The sequence below is a fragment of the Anaerococcus sp. Marseille-P9784 genome (assembly GCF_902500265.1).
Lineage (GTDB): Bacteria > Bacillota > Clostridia > Tissierellales > Peptoniphilaceae > Anaerococcus.
On record NZ_CABVOZ010000003.1, the window covers coordinates 399,999 to 419,132 of the forward strand.

Annotated in this window: 19 protein-coding genes; 3 read left to right on the top strand and 16 right to left on the bottom strand. The window is 31.3% G+C overall.

Annotated features, from left to right (window positions below):
• Positions 1–48: 48 nt before the first annotated feature.
• From pcp to GAN53_RS08600, 5 genes are read right to left on the bottom strand one after another with little or no spacing between them, the layout of a single operon-like run.
• Positions 49–690, bottom strand: coding sequence for a pyroglutamyl-peptidase I (gene pcp / locus GAN53_RS08580; protein WP_151410680.1), 642 nt, complete (start codon positions 688–690; stop codon positions 49–51).
• Positions 691–701: 11 nt separating this feature from the next.
• Positions 702–1,709, bottom strand: a complete 1,008-nt coding sequence (locus GAN53_RS08585; protein ID WP_151410681.1) for an alpha/beta fold hydrolase — start codon at positions 1,707–1,709, stop codon at positions 702–704.
• Between the two features lies 1 nt (position 1,710).
• Positions 1,711–1,920, bottom strand: a complete 210-nt coding sequence (locus GAN53_RS08590) for a cold-shock protein (protein WP_151410682.1) — start codon at positions 1,918–1,920, stop codon at positions 1,711–1,713.
• 2 nt (positions 1,921–1,922) lie between these two features.
• Positions 1,923–2,651, bottom strand: coding sequence for a class I SAM-dependent DNA methyltransferase (locus GAN53_RS08595; protein ID WP_151410683.1), 729 nt, complete (start codon positions 2,649–2,651; stop codon positions 1,923–1,925).
• On the bottom strand, positions 2,651–5,290 hold the full coding sequence (locus tag GAN53_RS08600) for a valine--tRNA ligase (protein ID WP_151410684.1): 2,640 nt from the start codon (positions 5,288–5,290) through the stop codon (positions 2,651–2,653). Before GAN53_RS08600 ends, GAN53_RS08595 begins: the two co-directional genes overlap by 1 nt.
• A gap of 330 nt (positions 5,291–5,620) precedes the next feature.
• Between GAN53_RS08600 and ppsR the strand changes: the two genes are divergently transcribed.
• Both ppsR and ppdK read left to right on the top strand, forming a co-directional pair.
• Positions 5,621–6,427, top strand: coding sequence for a pyruvate, phosphate dikinase/phosphoenolpyruvate synthase regulator (gene ppsR, locus GAN53_RS08605; protein ID WP_151410685.1), 807 nt, complete (start codon positions 5,621–5,623; stop codon positions 6,425–6,427).
• A 14-nt stretch (positions 6,428–6,441) separates the two neighbouring features.
• The gene (ppdK, locus tag GAN53_RS08610; protein WP_151410686.1) at positions 6,442–9,069 is read left to right on the top strand and encodes a pyruvate, phosphate dikinase; all 2,628 of its coding nucleotides are present in this window, start codon (positions 6,442–6,444) and stop codon (positions 9,067–9,069) included.
• 76 nt (positions 9,070–9,145) lie between these two features.
• Here the strand turns inward: ppdK and GAN53_RS08615 are convergent, their stop codons facing one another.
• The 3 genes from GAN53_RS08615 to GAN53_RS08625 all read right to left on the bottom strand — a co-directional run bounded on the left by GAN53_RS08615 (position 9,146) and on the right by GAN53_RS08625 (position 11,710).
• Complete coding sequence (locus GAN53_RS08615) at positions 9,146–9,481, bottom strand: hypothetical protein (protein ID WP_099320481.1); 336 nt, start codon at positions 9,479–9,481, stop codon at positions 9,146–9,148.
• A complete protein-coding gene (locus GAN53_RS08620; RefSeq protein WP_151410687.1) occupies positions 9,474–10,721 on the bottom strand; it encodes a DUF1576 domain-containing protein in 1,248 nt (415 codons plus the stop codon). Before GAN53_RS08620 ends, GAN53_RS08615 begins: the two co-directional genes overlap by 8 nt.
• Positions 10,722–10,822: 101 nt before the next feature.
• A complete protein-coding gene (locus GAN53_RS08625; protein WP_151410688.1) occupies positions 10,823–11,710 on the bottom strand; it encodes a DegV family protein in 888 nt (295 codons plus the stop codon).
• Between the two features lie 141 nt (positions 11,711–11,851).
• On the opposite strand from GAN53_RS08625, the gene GAN53_RS08630 reads away from it, so the two are divergent.
• On the top strand, positions 11,852–12,742 hold the full coding sequence (locus GAN53_RS08630) for a radical SAM protein (RefSeq protein ID WP_151410689.1): 891 nt from the start codon (positions 11,852–11,854) through the stop codon (positions 12,740–12,742).
• A 47-nt stretch (positions 12,743–12,789) separates the two neighbouring features.
• Here GAN53_RS08630 and GAN53_RS08635 read toward each other — a convergent pair whose 3' ends face one another.
• From GAN53_RS08635 to arcC, 8 genes are all read right to left on the bottom strand, one after another.
• Positions 12,790–13,197, bottom strand: a complete 408-nt coding sequence (locus GAN53_RS08635; RefSeq protein WP_151410690.1) for a hypothetical protein — start codon at positions 13,195–13,197, stop codon at positions 12,790–12,792.
• A gap of 13 nt (positions 13,198–13,210) precedes the next feature.
• On the bottom strand, positions 13,211–13,978 hold the full coding sequence (locus tag GAN53_RS08640) for a nucleoside phosphorylase (protein WP_151410691.1): 768 nt from the start codon (positions 13,976–13,978) through the stop codon (positions 13,211–13,213).
• 29 nt (positions 13,979–14,007) lie between these two features.
• Positions 14,008–14,487, bottom strand: coding sequence for a GNAT family N-acetyltransferase (locus tag GAN53_RS08645; RefSeq protein ID WP_151410692.1), 480 nt, complete (start codon positions 14,485–14,487; stop codon positions 14,008–14,010).
• A 5-nt stretch (positions 14,488–14,492) separates the two neighbouring features.
• Positions 14,493–14,993: a prolyl-tRNA synthetase associated domain-containing protein gene (locus GAN53_RS08650; RefSeq protein ID WP_151410693.1), complete on the bottom strand. Its 501-nt coding sequence runs from the start codon at positions 14,991–14,993 to the stop codon at positions 14,493–14,495.
• Between the two features lie 2 nt (positions 14,994–14,995).
• A complete protein-coding gene (locus tag GAN53_RS08655; protein WP_151410694.1) occupies positions 14,996–15,919 on the bottom strand; it encodes a carotenoid biosynthesis protein in 924 nt (307 codons plus the stop codon).
• A gap of 20 nt (positions 15,920–15,939) precedes the next feature.
• Complete coding sequence (locus GAN53_RS08660; RefSeq protein ID WP_151410695.1) at positions 15,940–16,416, bottom strand: hotdog domain-containing protein; 477 nt, start codon at positions 16,414–16,416, stop codon at positions 15,940–15,942.
• Positions 16,417–16,650: 234 nt separating this feature from the next.
• Positions 16,651–18,168, bottom strand: a complete 1,518-nt coding sequence (locus GAN53_RS08665) for a YfcC family protein (RefSeq protein ID WP_151410696.1) — start codon at positions 18,166–18,168, stop codon at positions 16,651–16,653.
• Between the two features lie 21 nt (positions 18,169–18,189).
• On the bottom strand, positions 18,190–19,125 hold the full coding sequence (gene arcC, locus GAN53_RS08670) for a carbamate kinase (RefSeq protein ID WP_151410697.1): 936 nt from the start codon (positions 19,123–19,125) through the stop codon (positions 18,190–18,192).
• Positions 19,126–19,134 lie beyond the last annotated feature (9 nt).

A 19,134-nucleotide genomic window follows, 5' to 3' on the forward strand; every position in this document is an offset into this window, starting at 1 on the left:
ACAAAAAAAGAGGGTGAACAAATGTTCATCCTCTTTTGCTTAGAAAAATTAATGAGTAGAACCCCCACTTATTTTTAAATCGTCTTTATTTGAGTATTTTATTATAGTAGCTATTGCTATCTCCAGGGATTTTTTTATATCACTTATATTCATAGAAGGCATATCTTTATCTATTACTTGTTCTGGCAAAAATGGGATGTGAATAAAACCTGCTTTGATATTGCCATATTTTTCTGCAAAATATAAATCTTCATACATAATGTGATTACATACAAAAGTTCCTGCTGTATTTGAAATTTCTGCTGGAATTCCTGCTTTTTTAATCTCTTCAACAATTGCTTTTATCGGTAATGTTGAAAAATATGCATTTTCTCCATCATTTCTAATTTTTTGATCGATTGGCTTATTTCCTTCATTGTCTTTGATGTTTACATCGTCTACATTTATCGCAATTCTTTCGACTGTAATTTTTGATCTTCCGCCTGCTTGACCTAGTGATAAAATAACATCTGGTTTTACTTCTTTGATTTTTTCTTCTAAAATTTTTGAAGATTTTCCAAAGACTGTTGGCAATTCTAACTTTATTAGTTGTACATTTAAGATATTATCTTCTATTTTTTTTAGGACTTCTAAAGTTGGATTTATTTTTTCGTCAGCAAAAGGATCAAAGGCTGTTAATAAAATCTTCATTTAAACTCCTTTTAATTTTCAAAAAAATCCATAATATCTCTATAAACCTCAGCATTAGAAGCTTCGTTTAGGACTTCGTGTTTCATTCCATCATAAACAATATTTTCAAAGTTATGATAGCCTGCTTTTTTTAGTCTTTCAAACGTGTCAGCTAGGCCCTCATCAGATTTTGTCACAATATCATCGACGCCAGTAACTGATAGTATTGGCAAATCTTTATTTTGACCTTCAAATTTATTATATTCGCTCATTTTTTTATTAAGGTCGATTATTACTGCCACTCCTCTTTCCAAGAAATTATAAACTCTTTGCGGATCATTTTCTTTCTCATAAACATTATTTTTATCGTATGAAATCCAAGAAATATCTCCGTCTTTGCCTGGTAGAAAAGATGTCAGCATGCTTTTTCTATATTCGCCAAGGTAAAAAGAAACGATATTAGCAAGCGCATAACCGAACCAAGCGATATTGCTGCAAGCAACAGTTCCTGATAAGACCAATTTATCAATTGTTTCATCATGTTCTTGTAAATAAATTCTTGCAATCATTGATCCCATAGAATGACCTACCATATAAATCTTCAAATTTTCATGATTTAATTTCATATATCTATTTACAGCGTAGGTATCATCAATTAACTCATCAGAAATACTCATATATCCATTTTTGTATTTTTCGGAAATACTTCTACCATGGCCTCTATGGTCATGAGCGACTACCGTATAGCCTTGAGAAAGCAAAAATTTTATGAAATGAAGATAATTTGAAGAATGCTCTGCCATACCGTGGACAATTTGAACTATAGCTTTGGGGTTTTCTACTTCATAAATTCTTACAAAAATATCGTGTCCATCAGTATTTGTTAGATATATTTCCTCATGATCATCCAGGATTTCGCGAGTTCTAACAAAAAATTTTACACCATTATTTAATGATTTATAATCAAAGGATTTTTTCCGATAATATACTTGTGGGATTCCTATTATCAAAATTATAATTAACAATATTTTTAAAAACATTTTAATCAACAACCTTTCTTACATTTATAGCCTGTTGTCCCCTTGGCCCATCTTCTATATCAAAGCTAACTTTATCGCCCATTTGGAGTTTTTTGTAATCATCATTTGATATAATGTTTGTGTAATGCACAAAATAATCCACTCCAGCAGTTGTACTTATAAAGCCATAGCCTTTTTTGTCATTAAAAACTTTTACAATTCCATTTTCCATTATTATTCCTTTAAAGCCTTAAACAAAATTCTTTGGCTTTTATCATTTATTTTATCAAAAGTATCCTCATCGTAAATTTCAATATCTTTGAAGCCTTGCTTTAGCAATAAATTTTTTACAAAATCTATTTCATATATTCTCTCTTGTTGAAATTCGTAAATTCTTTTATAATCTCCATTTTCTTTTTCAACAAAGAAATTTAGGTGCATATCAACTAAATCATCTTCTAAAAAATTATCCCAAGTGTAGAAAATATCTTCATATTCGTAGACATAACAATTAGATCCAAAAATTTCTCTCATTTTATATTCTGAATTTATATCAAAAACTAAAAGTCCTCTGTCTTTTAAATTTTCATAACAATTTTTTATAAGTTTTTCTAAATCTTTGGGGTTTGTAACATAGTTAATAGAATCTAAAAGTATCACTATCAAATCGTATTTATTATGATTTTTGAAATCCACCATATCATAAGAAATTAGATTTACATGCTCTTTGTCGTATTTGCTTTTAAAAACGCTAAGCATATCAGTTGAAATATCAAGGGCATCAATTCTTTTAAATTTATCAAAAAAGTAATGAGTAAGCATGCCAGAGCCACAAGCTAGCTCTAGCATACTTTCTTTTTTTATATTGTTTTTTTCTACTAATTTTAGAATATTTTTTGCATACTTTTCATATTCTATGTCAAAACTTAATTTATCGTAGATATAGGAAAAATCTTTATACATTATTTTTCCCTAATATCTTCTAATGACTTCTTGGTTTTTTCTAATAAGTCTTCATAATCTTTAAGTTTTTTGCGTTCTTCTTCTACTACTTTTTCTGGAGCTTTTTTAACAAAATTGTCATTTTTTAACTTGCCAGATGCTCTTTTTATTTCAGCTTCTAACTTTTTGATTTCATCAGCAAGTCTTTGTCTTTCCTTATCATAATCAATTAATTCATCAAGGCTCATCAAAATTGTAAATTCGTTAAATACAAGATTTACCAAGCCTTCTTTATCATTGTTGTAGTCTTCTTTTAGCAATATTTTTACATTTTTAGCATTTGCTAAATTTACAAATTGTCCTTCTAAGCTTTCTAGTAAGTTTTTAAACTTATTATTTTCAGCTAAAATTATTAGATCTTGCTTGGTTTTTGAACCGACATTTAAGGTGGCTCTTTGATTTCTAATCGCTGTAATGGCTTTGATGGCAGAGTTAACTGTAGCTTCTTCGCTATCAAATTCAAATTCTTCCCTAAATTTTGGCCAAGCTTCAACAATTAGCATATCTTTTTTATCTGGCAAAGAATTATAGATTTCTTCGGTAATAAATGGCATAAATGGATGAAGAAGGGCTATCATTTTGTTTAAAACATATAACAAAACTTTTTTAACATCACTTTTTGCATTTTCATCATCGCCGTAAAGTCTAAGTTTGGCAAATTCAATGTACCAATCGCAATATTCTTCCCAAATGAAATTTTCAATTCTGCTAGCTGCAAGACCAATTTCGTAATTATCGAGATTTTTACTAACTTCAACAATCACATTATTTAATCTTTTTAAGATCCACTTATCTTCAAGAGTTAACTTAGTATTTTCGTCAAATATTAAATCGTCATCTTCATCTATATTCATCAATACAAATCTTGTTGCATTCCACAATTTGTTGGCAAAATTTCTACTAGCTATTATTCTTTTTTCATCATAACGCATATCATTTCCAGGAGAATTTCCAGTAATTAGGGTAAATCTTAATGCATCTGCACCATAATCATTGACAACATCGATTGGATCTACTCCATTACCTAAAGATTTACTCATTTTTCTTCCTTGAGAATCTCTAATTAGTCCTGTAAATAATACGTGGTCAAAAGGAACTTTTCCCGTATTATAAATTGATGAAAATACCATTCTTATTACCCAGAAAAATATGATATCATAACCAGTTACGAGTATATCTGTTGGGAAAAAGTAATCTAACTTTTCATTTTCAATAGGCCAGCCAAGTGTAGCAAAAGGCCAAAGAGCTGAAGAAAACCAAGTATCTAATGTATCTTCTTCTTGTCTAACATGAATTCCGTTTAAAAATCCATTTTCATCTGGATCATCTTCTGAAACGATAATTTCTCCATCATCTGTATAAAATACAGGAAGTCTATGACCCCACCACAATTGACGAGAAATAGTCCAATCTCTGATATTATTTAGCCAATTCATGTAGGTTTTGCCTAAAGAATCTGGAATTAATTTTAAATCTCCATTTTGATAAGCATCAATTGCCATTTTGGCAAGTTGATCCATTTTTACAAACCATTGTTTGGAAATAAGCGGTTCAATGGCAACATTTGTCCTTTCGCTGTAACCAACAGCGTGGCTAATTGTTTCAATTTTTTCTAAAAATCCTTCTTTTTCTAATTCTTCTATCAATAATTTGCGAGCTTCATATCTTTCAAGAGTTGAAAATTTGCCGTAGCCATCGACAATATGACCTTTTGTATCAATTACTATGCATTGACCGAGATTGTGGCGTGCTCCAACTTCAAAATCGTTAGGATCATGACTAGGTGTGATTTTTACACAACCTGTACCATATTCCATGTCAACATAAGAATCTTCTATTAGAGGAATTTTTCTACCAACAAGTGGAAGTATTAAATTTTTGCCAATTTTATCTTTAAATCTTTCATCTTCTGGATTTACAGCAACTGCAAGGTCTCCAAACATAGTTTCTGGACGAGTTGTAGCTATCGTTATATATTCATCGCTATCTTCAAAGAAATATTTGATATACCAAAGATTGCCTTCTTTTTCTTCATGGTAAACTTCTGCATCTGATATGGCTGTTTCTGCCTCTACATCCCAGTTTACAATTCTATTTCCTTGGTAGATAAAACCATCATCATACATTTTTTTGAAAACTCTTCTGACCGCACGAGTTAAGTTTTCATCCATTGTGAAGCTATCATAATCCCAATCGCAAGATACTCCAATGGTTCTTAATTGTTTTTTGATAGTTCCCCCGTATTTTTCTGTCCATGCCCAAGCTTCTTCTAAAAACTTTTCACGACCAAGTTCTTTTTTGCTTTTTCCTTCGCTTCTGATTTTGCCTACAACTTTTGCTTCTGTTGAAATTGATGCATGATCAGTTCCAGGTATCCATAAAGCTTCGAAACCATTCATTCTCTTGTAACGAATTATTATATCTTGAATGGTATTATTTAGGGCATGGCCAAGGTGCAATTGTCCTGTAACATTTGGAGGTGGCATAACTATTGTAAAAGGTTTTTTATCCTTATTTACCTTGGCCTTAAAATATCCACCGTTTTCCCATTTTTTGTAAATTTCTTTTTCAAATCCACTAGGATTATATTTTGTTTCCATAAATTCTCCTTAATAAAAAAGTGGTAAGCTCTAGCTCTAGGACGAGTTATCGCGTTACCACCTAAATTTCTTTTTGACAAAAGACTCTCTTTGCACTAATGCGTGCCACATGAAATATATATAAAAGCAACCTTCAAAGACTTGATCTAAAGATTTGCACCAACCATCTTCTCTCTAAAAAATCTTACCTTTTACTCCTCTTTTAATATTTCGTATTTAAAATATTATATTTCATTTAAAAAGAATGTCAAAGCATATAATTTTGATGGAAAATATTTTCATATTTCAAAAATGGTGTATAATAAAGCTAGGGCGTGAGAAGGAGTAACTATGGATTTATTTGTATATATTATTTCAGATACAGATGGCATGGATATACTACATTTATCCAGAAATATTATGGATAGATTTGGAATAAAATATAGAGAAAAATCATTTTTGAATATAAATAGCTATGAAATCCTTTGCAAATCTTTGGCTGATATTAAAAATGATTGTGGTTACAAAATAATTTTCAGTTCTCTAAATCACCCAAATCACGATAGTGCCTTAAGAAAGTTTGGTCAAAACGAAAAAATTCTTTTGATTGATTGTACGAATTATACCATTAGTAAAATCAGCGAATATTTAGGGATAATTTCAAGTGATGATAAAGAGGTAGAAAATAGCAAAATCATACATCATATTAAGAGAATGGAAGCTATAGATTTTGCAATTAAATATGATGATGGCCAAGATTTCAGAGGAATAGAATATTGTGATGTATGTTTAATCGGAGTTTCAAGATCATCTAAGACACCTTTGTCGGTATATTTAGCTAGTATTGGATATAAGGTTTCAAATATACCAATTTTATTGCAATCTAGAGTGCCAAGCGAATTATTTTCTATAGATAGTAGAAAAATTTTTGGCTTAACTATGGACAAATATAGACTTCAAAAAATTAGAGAAGAAAGATTGAAGTCTATAAAGTTACCTAATGATTCCAAATATTGTGATATAAAATATATTGAAGAGGAATTAAACTTTGCAAAAGAAATTATGAAAGATCTAGATTGTAAAATTATTGATATGACAAACAAATCCATAGAAGAAGCTTCAGATTTAATCATAAGTAGCGTAGAAAATTTAAAATAATGAAAGGGGAAATTATGGGCGAAAAATATGTTTATAATTTTAACGAAGGCAACAAGGACATGAGAGCTTTGCTTGGTGGCAAGGGTGCAAACCTAGCTGAAATGACTAACTTAGGTATCACAGTACCTTATGGTTTCACAATAACCACCGAAGCTTGTACAAGATTTTATCAAGAAGATAAAAAGCTTTGGCAAACACTAAATGATGAAGTTAGTGAACACATCAAAGATTTGGAAAAAGCAAATGACAAGACATTTGGTTCTACTGAAGATCCACTTTTAGTTTCAGTTAGATCTGGTGCACCTATTTCAATGCCAGGTATGATGGATACGATTTTAAACCTTGGTTTAAATGACGATGCTGTAATTGGTTTAGCAAAGAAAACGGATAACGAAAGATTTGCTTACGACTCATACAGACGTTTTATTCAAATGTTTGCCGATGTAGCTATGGAAGTTGATAAAAACAACTTTGAAGATCTATTAACTGCTAAGAAAAACAAAAAAGGTGTAAAACAAGATACAGAACTTGATGCTAATGACCTAAAAGAACTTGTAGAAGAATACAAAGCAAAATATAAAGAAATTATGGGCGAAGATTTCCCACAAGAACCTAGAAAACAATTGGATTTGGCAATATCAGCTGTATTTAGATCTTGGGGCAATGAAAGAGCTATTTTATATAGAAAACTAAATGACATTGATGATTCTATGGGAACTGCAGTTAACGTACAATCAATGGTATTTGGAAATATGGGCGATACTTCAGGAACAGGTGTAGCATTTTCTAGAAACCCAGCTACTGGTGAAAACAAATTATTCGGTGAATATTTAATTAACGCTCAAGGTGAAGATGTAGTTGCCGGAGTAAGAACTCCTCAAGAAATCGCTACCCTAGCTGATGCAATGCCTGAAGTTTATAAACAATTTGCCGATACTGCAAAAAAACTTGAAGATCACTATCAAGATATGCAAGATATGGAATTTACCATCCAAGATGGTAAACTTTTCCTACTTCAAACAAGAAATGGTAAAAGAACTGCCCAAGCAGCAGTAGATATAGCAGTAGATATGGTTCATGAAGGTTTAATCGATAAGAAAGCTGCTATTTTAAGAGTTAATCCAAAGGATCTAGACGGTTTGCTTCACCCAACATTTACAGATGAAGCTATCAAAGCTAATAAAGCAATAGCTAAGGGATTAGCTGCTTCTCCAGGAGCTGCAGTTGGTAAAATTTCCTTCACAGCAAAAGATGCTGCTATTAGAGCAAAAGATGGCGAAGAAGTAATTTTGGTTCGTGAAGAAACATCTCCAGAAGACTTAGAAGGAATGGTATCTGCAAAAGGAATACTAACAGCTCGTGGTGGTATGACAAGCCATGCTGCAGTAGTTGCTCGTGGTATGGGTAAATGCTGTGTATCAGGTGCAAGCGAAATTCACGTAGATGAAAATCAAGGTACTTTAAGAGTTGGAGATCAAGTATATACAAGAGAAGATGTTATCTCTATTAACGGTTCTACAGGTGAAGTTTATGCAGGAACATTGGAAACTCACTCACCAAAACTAGAAGGTTACTTTGGAGAATTCATGAGCTGGGTTGATGAATTTAGAGATATGAAGATCAGAACAAACGCTGATACACCTAGAGATGCTGCTCAAGCTTTGGAATTTGGTGCTGAAGGAATTGGTTTATGTCGTACAGAACATATGTTCTTTAAAGAAGATCGTATTTTCCAAGTTAGAAAGATGATTTTGGCAAATGATCTTGAAATAAGAAAACAAGCGCTAGATAAAATTCTTCCAATGCAAGAAGATGACTTCTATCAAATCTATACACTTATGGGTGAAAGACCAGTTACAGTTAGATTACTAGATCCACCATTACATGAATTTTTACCAAAAGGAGATGCAGAAATTACTGAATTGGCAGCTGATTTAAGAATTGAGCCTGCAAGAGTACGTGAAAGAATAAATGAATTACAAGAAGTAAACCCAATGCTTGGATTTAGAGGTCTAAGATTAGGAGTAAAATATCCAGAAATTTCAAGAATGCAAGCTCGTGCAATTATGCAAGCTGCTCTACATTGCCATGAAGATGGAATAAAGGTTATTCCAGAAATAATGATTCCACTTTCTTCTGATGTAAAAGAATTAAAATATGTAATTGATGAAGTAAGAGATGAAATCAATAAAGTATTTGAAGAAAAAGGCAAAGAAATCAAATATTTAGTTGGAACAATGATTGAAATTCCAAGAGCCGCAATAACAGCTGATGAAATTGCAGAAATAACTGACTTCTTTAGCTTTGGTACAAACGACCTTACTCAAATGACCTTTGGTCTATCAAGAGATGACGCTGGTAAATTCTTACCACTATATTTGGAAAAAGATTTGTTCGAAAAAGATCCATTCCAAGTATTAGATCAAAAAGGTGTTGGATTCTTAGTAGAAACAGCAGTTGCTAAAGGAAAGAAAGCAAACGAAGCTTTACATTTAGGTATATGCGGTGAACACGGTGGTGAACCAAGTACTGTTAAATATCTATACAATGTAGGTCTTGACTATGCTTCATGTTCTCCATTTAGAGTTCCAATAGCAAAACTTGCTGCAAGCCAAGCTGCAATAGAAAAAGAAAATAAATAGTTAAATTCACAATAATTCTACTATACAATAAAATAAGTCCAGACTCATGATGAGTTTGGACTTATTTTTTATTATTTCAATGATTTCTTATAACAGTTATTGATAGCAACTGATTTTTTACCTCAACATCCGATTTATCGACTAAATATCCGATGGAACTAATTTCTTTTTCATCTGGCATATCCAAAAGTCCACCATAATACTCTTCATACTCTACCATTCTTGGATGCTTTAAATTTTCTTTTAATTGATCAATATCCGAAATATCTGAATTTATCCTGCCTTCTATACTTATTTCTGTATAATCGTCATTAATATCAATATGAGCTGATAAATCAGAAAATTCGTGGAGAACAAAATATTCTATTAATATATTTAAAATTTTTCTTGCCTTATCTCTTTCTCTATTCATTCATATGCCTTTCACGTAAATTTTTAAAAACCGGAACCAAAATTGCTGCAACCATGCCTCCTGCTAATCCGTTATTATACAAATTAATTCCCCCGTGTGCAAAACCAATATTTGTTGCAACCGCTTTGTGTAAAAATCCAGCCAATAATCCCACCACGATTCCAAAATCACCAGCGATAGGAGCTAGAGTTGTCGCAAAAAGTGCTGTCAAAACTGCCTGGGTGCTTGACGGATCGTATTTATTAATAGTACTTGTTAAAAAAACACCAGCCATAATTGGAATTACATTTCTTGGATGCTTACCAAAAGCAGCAAAACCCATTATTGTTAATATTCCACCAACTATAGGACCATTGAATTTCCCTGCACTAATAATGACAAAAGCAATTGAAATTAATCCCATAAGACCCATATTAAAAACAACTAAATGCTTATCAGAATTAATAGTAAAATCTGTTAGCAAACGTCCACTTTCTGATAAAATTTCTTTCTTGTAGTTTTTTATCCCATAAGGATTAATTAATCCATAGAGAATAAAAATTATGGAAAGAGAAAGTAAAAATACTAAAGGATACATATCGTTGCCTTGATAAATCAAGCTAACCTGTGGAATTTCTCTATCAAACATCCTAAAAATTCCAGCAAAAACAATAGCAACTATGCCCAAAGTAAAGCCAACATTATATAAGCAATAGCCTTCGTGAAAATTTAGCATGGAACTAGATAGAGGTACTATAATAAATCCCACCAAAATTCCAACAAAAAATCCTAAGATAAAACCTAATATAGGATTAAATCCTAACGCAAAATAAAATAGACTCACCAAAGGACTTATTCCTGTAACAAAACACATAACGTGCATAAAGTTTGCCACATTGTAGGATTTTACTTTAGTGTATAAATAAACTCCTAGCATCAAAGGTATGGAATTAATTAAGTTCTTTCCAAAAAAGCTAAAGCCTGTTAGGGTAAATAATCCAGCTATATGAGCTCCTGTAAGTCTTGCACCAGATTTGTTAGAAATAAAAACCGAAAACAGTAACATCAGACCAGCATTAATAAAGCTTGCTCCAACACCTGCAATTTCCATGTAATCTGATATTAGTATTGAAGGAGAGCTTATAATTTTTATCAAGCCATTAATATTATTGGTAAAACTATCTAAGAATAAACCAAATAATACCATTATTAAGCTTGCAATATAAAATTCTTTGTATCTAAAATCACTTAATTTTTTCATAACAGTCCATAAATTTCAACTTTTTTTTATTAGCTTAGTTCATAATTAATGTTGTTTTAATTATAAAAATATTTCTTTTAAAAAAAGGACAATCTCTTGCCCTATTTTAATCTTTCTTTGCCCCAATAAAATAAATTTATAGCACCTGGACCAATGTGACTTCCTATGGTTGGACCAATATTAAAGATCTTTATTTTATCATTAGCATTTTTGAAATTTTCTTTTAGCAAATCCACAATATCATTTACCAATTCAATATTATCTGCATGGGTTATAAAAATATCATCTGAATAATCCAATTCATTTATTGCATTAACTTTCATTCTGTTTACCATGGTTTGGATTAGTTTCTTTTCAGTTCTTACTTTTGTTGTTACCACCATGTGTCCATCATCGCCTATTTCTATAAGTGGTGCAATTTTTAACATTCCGCCGATATTGGCTGCCATCTTTGATATTCTTCCACTTCTTGCTATATATTCAAGATTTGAATTGCTGGTATAGCTTATAACGTGAAGTTTATTATCTTCTGCCCACTTATAAAGTGTATCTATGTCCATCCCAGAATTTTTGAAATTTGCCAACTTGTAAACAAGCATTCCAACTCCAGCAGATGCCATTCTTGAATCTACTGGATAAAATTTTTGATTTGGATATTCTTCTCTTAATATTTCAAAAGCTTCTAATAAAGACCCATATTGGCTACTTACTCCAGTAGATAAACATATGTGAATTATATCCTTACCTTCTTTGGCAAGATTTCTAAAATATTCTAAATAAGAAGCCGTATTTATCATTGATGTTGTCGGACATGATCCATTTCTCATGTCATCGTAAAATGATTTTAAGTCTAGACTTTGGCCAAAATCATCCTGGTATATTTTTTCATTAAGTTCATAATTTGAATATATTATTCTAACTCCAAGATCATCAGTAAAATCTTGGCTTAAATCTACAATTGATTCTGCACTTAGTATATAATCGTTCATAAATTCTCCGTTCTTATTGAATAAAGCTATATATATTTTATCACAACTTTCCTTTAAGTCTAGTTGTTAAAATTTGAAATAATTAACTATCATCATTATAATTATATAATATAAAGGATTAAATTTAAAGAAAGGATTAATATGCACTATACAGGACAAGTTTACAGACCACCACTTGAAGCTTATACGCCACTACTTGAAGTAACTTATGGTTGTTCGCACAACAAATGTATTTTTTGTGCTATGTATAATAAAACAAAATATGGAATTTCACCACTTGAAGATATTGAAAGTGATATAATCGAGCTAAAAAATTCTAAAAGAAGAAAAGTTAAGCCTTACCAGAGAATTTATTTACTTAATGGCGATCCTTTTGTTTTGCCAACAGAAAGATTATTAGAAATTTCAAAACTAATAAAAAAGCACATTCCAGAATGCAAAACCATCACAGCTTATTGTTCTTTTTATAATTTAGAGAACAAATCTATAGAAGATTTAAAAAAATTAAAAGAGGCCGGTTATAACGAATTGTGGTTTGGAGTTGAAACAGGTTTTGATAAAATTATCGACTGTATAAATAAAGGAACAGATCTTGATGGATATTACAGAGGCCTTGATAAAATGAAAGAAGCTGGCATAGAATATCACGCCATTGTTATGCAAGGGATAGCAGGAGCTGGAAACGCTGAAGTAAATGCCAAAGAAACTGCCAAAGTTCTAAATTATTATCCGCCAAAGGGCGTTTATATTATGAGTACATCTGTAATGGAAAACACTCCCCTATATTATATGAGAGAACGTGGAGAATTTATGGAATCCACCAATAGAGAAAATATAGAAGAACAAATCTACCTACTAAAAAATCTAAAACTACCTGATACAAGTCTTTATTCATCAGGGCATGTGGTAAATCTTGTAAATATGACTCACCATATGGACAAAAAAGATCAAATGATAAAAGAATTAGAAGAAGCTTTAGAAGAAATTGACCCAGAACTTTTGGATATGACAAACCAAGAAATAGCAAGATAAATTTTCCCGTTAATAATAAATTAACGGGTTTTATTTTCTAAATTAATTTAATCTATTAGATCTTCAATTAATTCTCTATTAAGACTTTTATTATCAAAAATTACATTAGCTATTTCTAAAACAAAATAGTCAGAAGATAAATTAACCTTAGGATAGGAAGAGGCAATGTTTATGGAAAGATTTTCTATATAATAAGTAAATTCATAATCTGCCTTTCCAATTACTAAGTATTGAGCAAAGGGGAAAACTAAGTTGCCCAAATCATCTAAATACGGTAAAGATAATTCAAAAGGCTTTACTGGATCAACATTAATTTCCTCCAAAAATTTACAAAGATTTGGATAATATTTTTTTATATTTGAATAATAAAATTCACAATAAAGGCAAGTGCAAAAATCTTCATAGTTTTTATAAATTTTTTTGGTTTTTCCCATGTCTATTTCTATATTATCCATAACAACTTCTTTATTAAATATTAATCACCGCTTCAATAGCAAGTTTTAGAGCATATTCTTCTGAATCCCTTCCAAAATTTCTTTGATCGTAATTTGTAAGATCTGATAAAGAATCTGCTGTATAAAGAATTTCGCCCCATATTGCCCCTCTAAACTCTGCAACAGCTGCAAGGGCTGAGCATTCCATTTCAACAACCTTACAACCCTCATTAATTCTATAACTGACCATATCCCCAGTTTCTCTAAAAAAACCATCTGTTGACCAAGTTTTCACTTCCTCGTAGCTTAAATTATTATCAATTAAAGTTTTTTCAATAGCTTTAAGAGCTTTCTTATTGATATTTACAAAGCGAGAGGGTTTTAAGTAATGATAGCTTGCTCCTTCATCTCTAAGAGCTAGTGTTGGGACTAAAAAAGTATTTTCGTTAATGTCTGTTAGATTGCCACAAGAACCAGTAGAAATTATTTCTCTTGCTCCATAAAAAATAAGCCAATCAAGAATTTGTGCAGATGCTGCTGCCCCAACAGGAGCTTGCATCAAAGCAATTTCTCTGCCATCATAATTTATTTTATATACAGGATAAGATTTTGTTATAGAATCAAAAGTCCATATGATCTCAGCTTTATATTTTTTTGCTATTTCATCGATTTTATCAGCCAAAAAAGAAAAAACGCATTTTTTAGGTATGAAAATTTCTAGCTTTTCATGATCTGGCATAATTACAGAATCTTTACTATCATCATATTCAAGAATGGGAAATTCATTTTTAAATAATGACATATTATAACTCCTAATTTAATTGATTTTTATTATTCCTTACATAAACACTTTATGTAAATCTGACAAGGATTTTGTTCATCCCACAAATCTTTCAAAATTTCTAGTTTGGCAAAGCCCATGGCTTGGTAGAATTTATTTGTTAGATCATATTCCTTGTAATAACCACTTGCCACAGTTTTTACCTGAACATAAGAAAATCCAAGATTTCTAGCTAATTGTTCAAATTGTTCATAAATCAACTTGCCAATGCCAAGTCTATGAAAGTCTTTTTTAACTCCCATTACAAATATTTCGCAAGTTTCATCACTTGTTCTATTCAAGACTATAAAAGCAACAGGATTATCTCCTATAAATCCGCCTATAAAGGGCATTTTACTTGATTTTTCAATATAATTTTCAATAGCGGTTTCATTTTCAAACCATTCTGCTAGATCAAACAAAATATCTCTAGCTATTTCTTTTTTTCCCTTGGAATTTTCTACTTGTTGGATGTTAATTTCTTTAATCATAAATATTATTCAATATTTGAATTAGAATAAAAATGAACCTCGTTCCCATTTTCTTCTACTAATTTTATCAAATCGCTGACTTTAAGCCAGATGGAAACAGTATTATCATTCGGATGGCAAGCTATCAAAGCTCCATCTCTGGCAAAATAATTATCTATATATAAGTCTACTTGATTATTTTTATCATTTAAAATTCCCATTGGACTAACAGAGCCTGGGGTAAGGTCAAGAACTTCTTTTAATTGTTCATCGCTTGCAAAATTTAGAGATTTTATCCCATGATCTTTTTTAAATTTTTTAAGATTTACCCTATCATCTCCAGAAACAATAATTAAATAATATTTTTTATTTTTCTTATCATAGCAAAATAAATTTTTAGCATTAGCATCATCGTGCAATAGTTTTACGCCTTCTAGATCTTCCATAGAAAAAACTGCTCCATGGTCTTGTTTTTCATATTTGATATTTTTATCTTCAAGAAATTTATATACTTCTTCCTTTGTCATTTTTATTGTCCTTTCATTTTATTAATATTTTTATCCTTACGACAAACTAAAGATAAAATAATAGTTCCTACAGCTAGTAAAATCGAGAATATTCCATAAATTAGCTTAGTTTGAAGAATTTCTAATTTTATGAGTCCACAAATGCAATATGTGTATATAACAACCCAAAATATAATTAGTGGATAATCTTTATTGCCCTTAAATGTCAAAATATTTTTACTGCTTATTATAGCTTTAGCAAATCTTATAAATATGAATATATAAAGAATAACAAAGGCAACAAAGGAAAACCATTCATCTGTTATTTTATTGAAAAAAAGTGAGATTGCACTAGCAAGGCTAACAAAAACCACTCCAAAAAATCCAATTATAAGTGCTTTTAGTAGATTAAAGTGATTTTTATATTGAATATTTTCAAAATAAGTTAAACTCATATAAACAATGGCTGGCACTTCAAACATATATCCCAAGAAATTTACCCACAAAACGCTCATAAAAGTATGGTGGTTTATAGTTAAGTCTACTACTCTTCCTTCCCAAATCCAAAAACCTCCATCTAATCTAATGGCAATTACATCTAAAAGTAAATCCATAGAAACTATCAAAAATCCAGTAAGCAAAGCTGTCATTAACTTATCAAAATCAAATTTTAAAGCTATCCTTAGAGCGCAAACTGTAATCGCTCCCCACATTAATCCTCCAAATAGAGGAAATTGATAGGGAACTATACCTATTGAAAGATAAAAATCATTGCTGTAATGATAAATACTCGTAAATCTTACTGCCAAAAGCTCTAGAGCAAAACCAGCTAAGCACCCTGAAATTAGAATAGAAAGTTCTTTATAATTTTTATTTTTCAAAATATCAACAAAAAGTATTGCAACTATTATATAACACAAAATTTCAAAAGTATTTATCCAGTTCATAAAACAACCTCAGAATATTTTTACATATTATCTTTAACAGCAACAGCAATTATCTTTGATTTTGCACGAACTTCACCTTTTGCTTGCATAGTCATATTTACAATCACTTTTCTTTGACCTATTTCTTCGACTTCTGAAATTACAATTATTTCTTCATCCATAGGCGTTGGTTTTTTAAAATCTATTTCAAGTCTTGCTGTTATAAATCTTCCGATAACAGTATCTTCTTTTAATTCCAAACCCTTATTTTTGTGAGCAAAATAAGCTGCAGAAGCTGTTCCATGGCAATCAAATATCATTGCTATCATTCCACCAAAAAGATTGGCTGGGACCCCTCCAGTGAATTCTTTTGCCGGAATAATTTTGCAGATACAATTTTTGCCGTCATCGCTAGGATATGATTTTAGGTGCATTCCTTCTTTATTTTTAGGGCCACAGCCCCAGCAATATTGAAATCTCTCGCCATAAGTATCTTGAATTGCAATCTTTTCTCCCATAAAAACTCCTTTTAAAATCGTATTTGACAAAAATTAAAAATTTTTAGTAATATTTTGTCTACCGATCCTATCTTATTTTTCTAATAATAACTAGAATTTTCCTATGTCTATTATATCAAAGTTTTATAGTATATAAAAATTCCAAATTGTTTTTAATTCTTAAAATAAAATTATTAAATTTTGACACAAAAAAACCATCAGCTTATTAAAAAACTGATGGTTTATGATTTTAAATTAGAATATTGCCATGCAGATTGAAAGAATGACAATATTTAGAATCATTACTACGAAGAATGGTTTTTTAACCCATTTTAGATATGTTGAGTATTCAACTTTTGCAGCTGCTAGACCACCCATTACTACACCTGAGGTTGGAGTAATGAAGTTAATAAGTCCGCAAGCTGCACAGAATATCATTATCATGATGTTAGGGTTAAAACCTAGTGTGCTTGCTAAAGGTCCCATTACTGGAATAGATAGTGCTGCTAGTCCTGATGTTGATGGTACCAAGAAACTTAATAGCATATATACAAGATATGAAAGTGGTACGAATACAAATGTTGGTACACCGCTTAACATTTGGCTTGCTCTATCAAGGATAAAGAAGTCTAAGTGTGTAGAGTTCATAACTACCGTAATACCACGAGCTACTGCTATAATCAATGCTACTGATAGTAAATCTGCAGCGCCTGCAATAAATGTATCTACGTAGTTCTTTTCGCCCATATGAGCTACTATTGCAATTATGATACTCATTAAGATAAACCAAGCACCTAATTCTGCAAAGTACCAATAACCTAAAGGTTGACCTGTTAAGAAGTCTGACCAGCCAAATGCTGCTAAGTAAGCATCTTCGTCACCTTTGAAGTTGATATCAACGTATGAAATAAGTGACATAATCATTATTACAAATGAGAAAGCGAATACTCCAAGTACTGCTTTGTGAGTACCAGTAAATTCAAGTCCTTGATCTTTTTCTTGACCGTAGTTTTCGTTCATTTCTTCAATTTCAGATGGAGTTAATTCTGTATTTGCTCTATTTTCTTTAACTTTTTGAGCATATTTTATTACAAAGAATATTACTGCTGCTACAGTTGTTAGCCATAAAATTGCACCAACAATCATTACAGTTGTAGCATTTGGTGTAATACCTACTGCTGATAATGAACTCATTGCAGCTCCTGTTGCAAATGGGTTGATTGTTGAACCAAGTACACCTGCTCCAGCTCCCAATAATACAGTTCCTGCTGCTACTAATGTATCAAATCCTGCTACTACCATTGCTGCGGTAATTAATGGATAGAAACCTATTGTTTCTTCTGCCATACCATAAGTTGTTCCACCAAGTGAGAATAAAAACATTAAAATAACGATAAGCTTACTTTCTCTACCCTTCATTTTGCCAACTAAATGATAAATACCTGCTTCAAGTGCACCTGTAGACATCATTACACCAATAAATCCACCAATACCAAAGATAAATATGATTAGGTCTGATGCATCTTGAAAACCTTTAGGAATTGCCATTATAAAATCTGAAAGTTTTGCACTTTGTACTGCGACAGTGCCACCATTTTTAACTGTATCTACTAATTCTCCGTATTTTTCTGGATCTAAGGCATCAATTATTTTTGAGCTAATTGGAGATCCGTTTAAAAATACAGAAAACAAGCAAACGATAGCTAGAAGAATCATTAATATTGAGAATGCACTCAAAGAATTCTTTTTCTTCTTTTCCTTTACGTTTGTCATCATTTTCTCCTTATTTAATTTTTACTTTTTAATAATAGTTCCTGTTTGACCTTTTAGTGCTTCAGCGGCTTTTTCTAAAGAAGTAATTAGTGCAATACCATTTTCAGAATTTTCTACATATTCAATGCATGCTTCGACTTTTGGTAACATTGAACCTTTAGCAAATTGTTCTTCTTTGATGTATTGGTTTGCTTGATCAATTGTCATTTCTTTAATAGCTTCTTGGTTTTCTTTGCCAAAATTAATCATTACTTGATCTACTGCAGTTAAGATAACTAACATATCAGCGTTAAGTTCGCTAGCTAATAATGCAGAAGATCTATCTTTATCAATAACTGCTGGAATGCCCTCTAATTTTTCTTCCTTCTCTATTACTGGTATTCCACCACCTCCTACTGTGATAACGATGTTATCGTTTTCAATTAAGCTATTAACAACATCTAATTCCACAATTTCTTTAGGTATAGGACTTGCTACAACTCTTCTGTATCCACGTCCTGCATCCTCAACAAATATATACCCTTTTTCGGCAGCAATCTTCTCAGATTCTTCTTTACTCATGAAAGATCCGATAGGTTTTGTTGGATTTTTGAAGGCTTCATCATTTTCATCTACTAATACTTGGGTTAAAACTGTAGCAACATTTTTATCCATACCACGTTTTTTAAGTTCGTTTCTTACGGATTGTTGTAAGTGATAACCTATGTATCCTTGGCTCATTGCACCACATTCAGGAAATGGCATTGCTGGAGTTCCTGCTCCATTTAATGCTGCATATTCGAATGCATTATTTATCATTCCAACTTGTGGACCATTACCATGGCCAATTGCTAAATCATATTCTTCTGATAAGTCGACTATTGATTTAGCTGTTTTTGTAACTAACTCTAATTGCTCCTCAGGGGTTTTGCCTAAAGCATTACCCCCAAGAGCGATTACTAATCTTTTTCTGCTCATATTTTACCT

Coding starts and splice junctions, on each gene's coding strand:
- GAN53_RS08590 (WP_151410682.1), bottom strand. CDS start 1,920: ATGGAAAATGGAATTGTAAAAGTTTTTAATGACAAAAAAGGCTATGGC.
- GAN53_RS08660 (WP_151410695.1), bottom strand. CDS start 16,416: ATGGGAGAAAAGATTGCAATTCAAGATACTTATGGCGAGAGATTTCAA.
- GAN53_RS08615 (WP_099320481.1), bottom strand. CDS start 9,481: ATGAATAGAGAAAGAGATAAGGCAAGAAAAATTTTAAATATATTAATA.
- GAN53_RS08635 (WP_151410690.1), bottom strand. CDS start 13,197: ATGGATAATATAGAAATAGACATGGGAAAAACCAAAAAAATTTATAAA.
- GAN53_RS08630 (WP_151410689.1), top strand. CDS start 11,852: ATGCACTATACAGGACAAGTTTACAGACCACCACTTGAAGCTTATACG.
- ppsR (WP_151410685.1), top strand. CDS start 5,621: ATGGATTTATTTGTATATATTATTTCAGATACAGATGGCATGGATATA.
- GAN53_RS08620 (WP_151410687.1), bottom strand. CDS start 10,721: ATGAAAAAATTAAGTGATTTTAGATACAAAGAATTTTATATTGCAAGC.
- GAN53_RS08625 (WP_151410688.1), bottom strand. CDS start 11,710: ATGAACGATTATATACTAAGTGCAGAATCAATTGTAGATTTAAGCCAA.
- pcp (WP_151410680.1), bottom strand. CDS start 690: ATGAAGATTTTATTAACAGCCTTTGATCCTTTTGCTGACGAAAAAATA.
- GAN53_RS08650 (WP_151410693.1), bottom strand. CDS start 14,993: ATGACAAAGGAAGAAGTATATAAATTTCTTGAAGATAAAAATATCAAA.
- GAN53_RS08645 (WP_151410692.1), bottom strand. CDS start 14,487: ATGATTAAAGAAATTAACATCCAACAAGTAGAAAATTCCAAGGGAAAA.
- GAN53_RS08665 (WP_151410696.1), bottom strand. CDS start 18,168: ATGACAAACGTAAAGGAAAAGAAGAAAAAGAATTCTTTGAGTGCATTC.
- GAN53_RS08585 (WP_151410681.1), bottom strand. CDS start 1,709: ATGTTTTTAAAAATATTGTTAATTATAATTTTGATAATAGGAATCCCA.
- ppdK (WP_151410686.1), top strand. CDS start 6,442: ATGGGCGAAAAATATGTTTATAATTTTAACGAAGGCAACAAGGACATG.
- GAN53_RS08600 (WP_151410684.1), bottom strand. CDS start 5,290: ATGGAAACAAAATATAATCCTAGTGGATTTGAAAAAGAAATTTACAAA.
- GAN53_RS08640 (WP_151410691.1), bottom strand. CDS start 13,978: ATGTCATTATTTAAAAATGAATTTCCCATTCTTGAATATGATGATAGT.
- arcC (WP_151410697.1), bottom strand. CDS start 19,125: ATGAGCAGAAAAAGATTAGTAATCGCTCTTGGGGGTAATGCTTTAGGC.
- GAN53_RS08655 (WP_151410694.1), bottom strand. CDS start 15,919: ATGAACTGGATAAATACTTTTGAAATTTTGTGTTATATAATAGTTGCA.
- GAN53_RS08595 (WP_151410683.1), bottom strand. CDS start 2,651: ATGTATAAAGATTTTTCCTATATCTACGATAAATTAAGTTTTGACATA.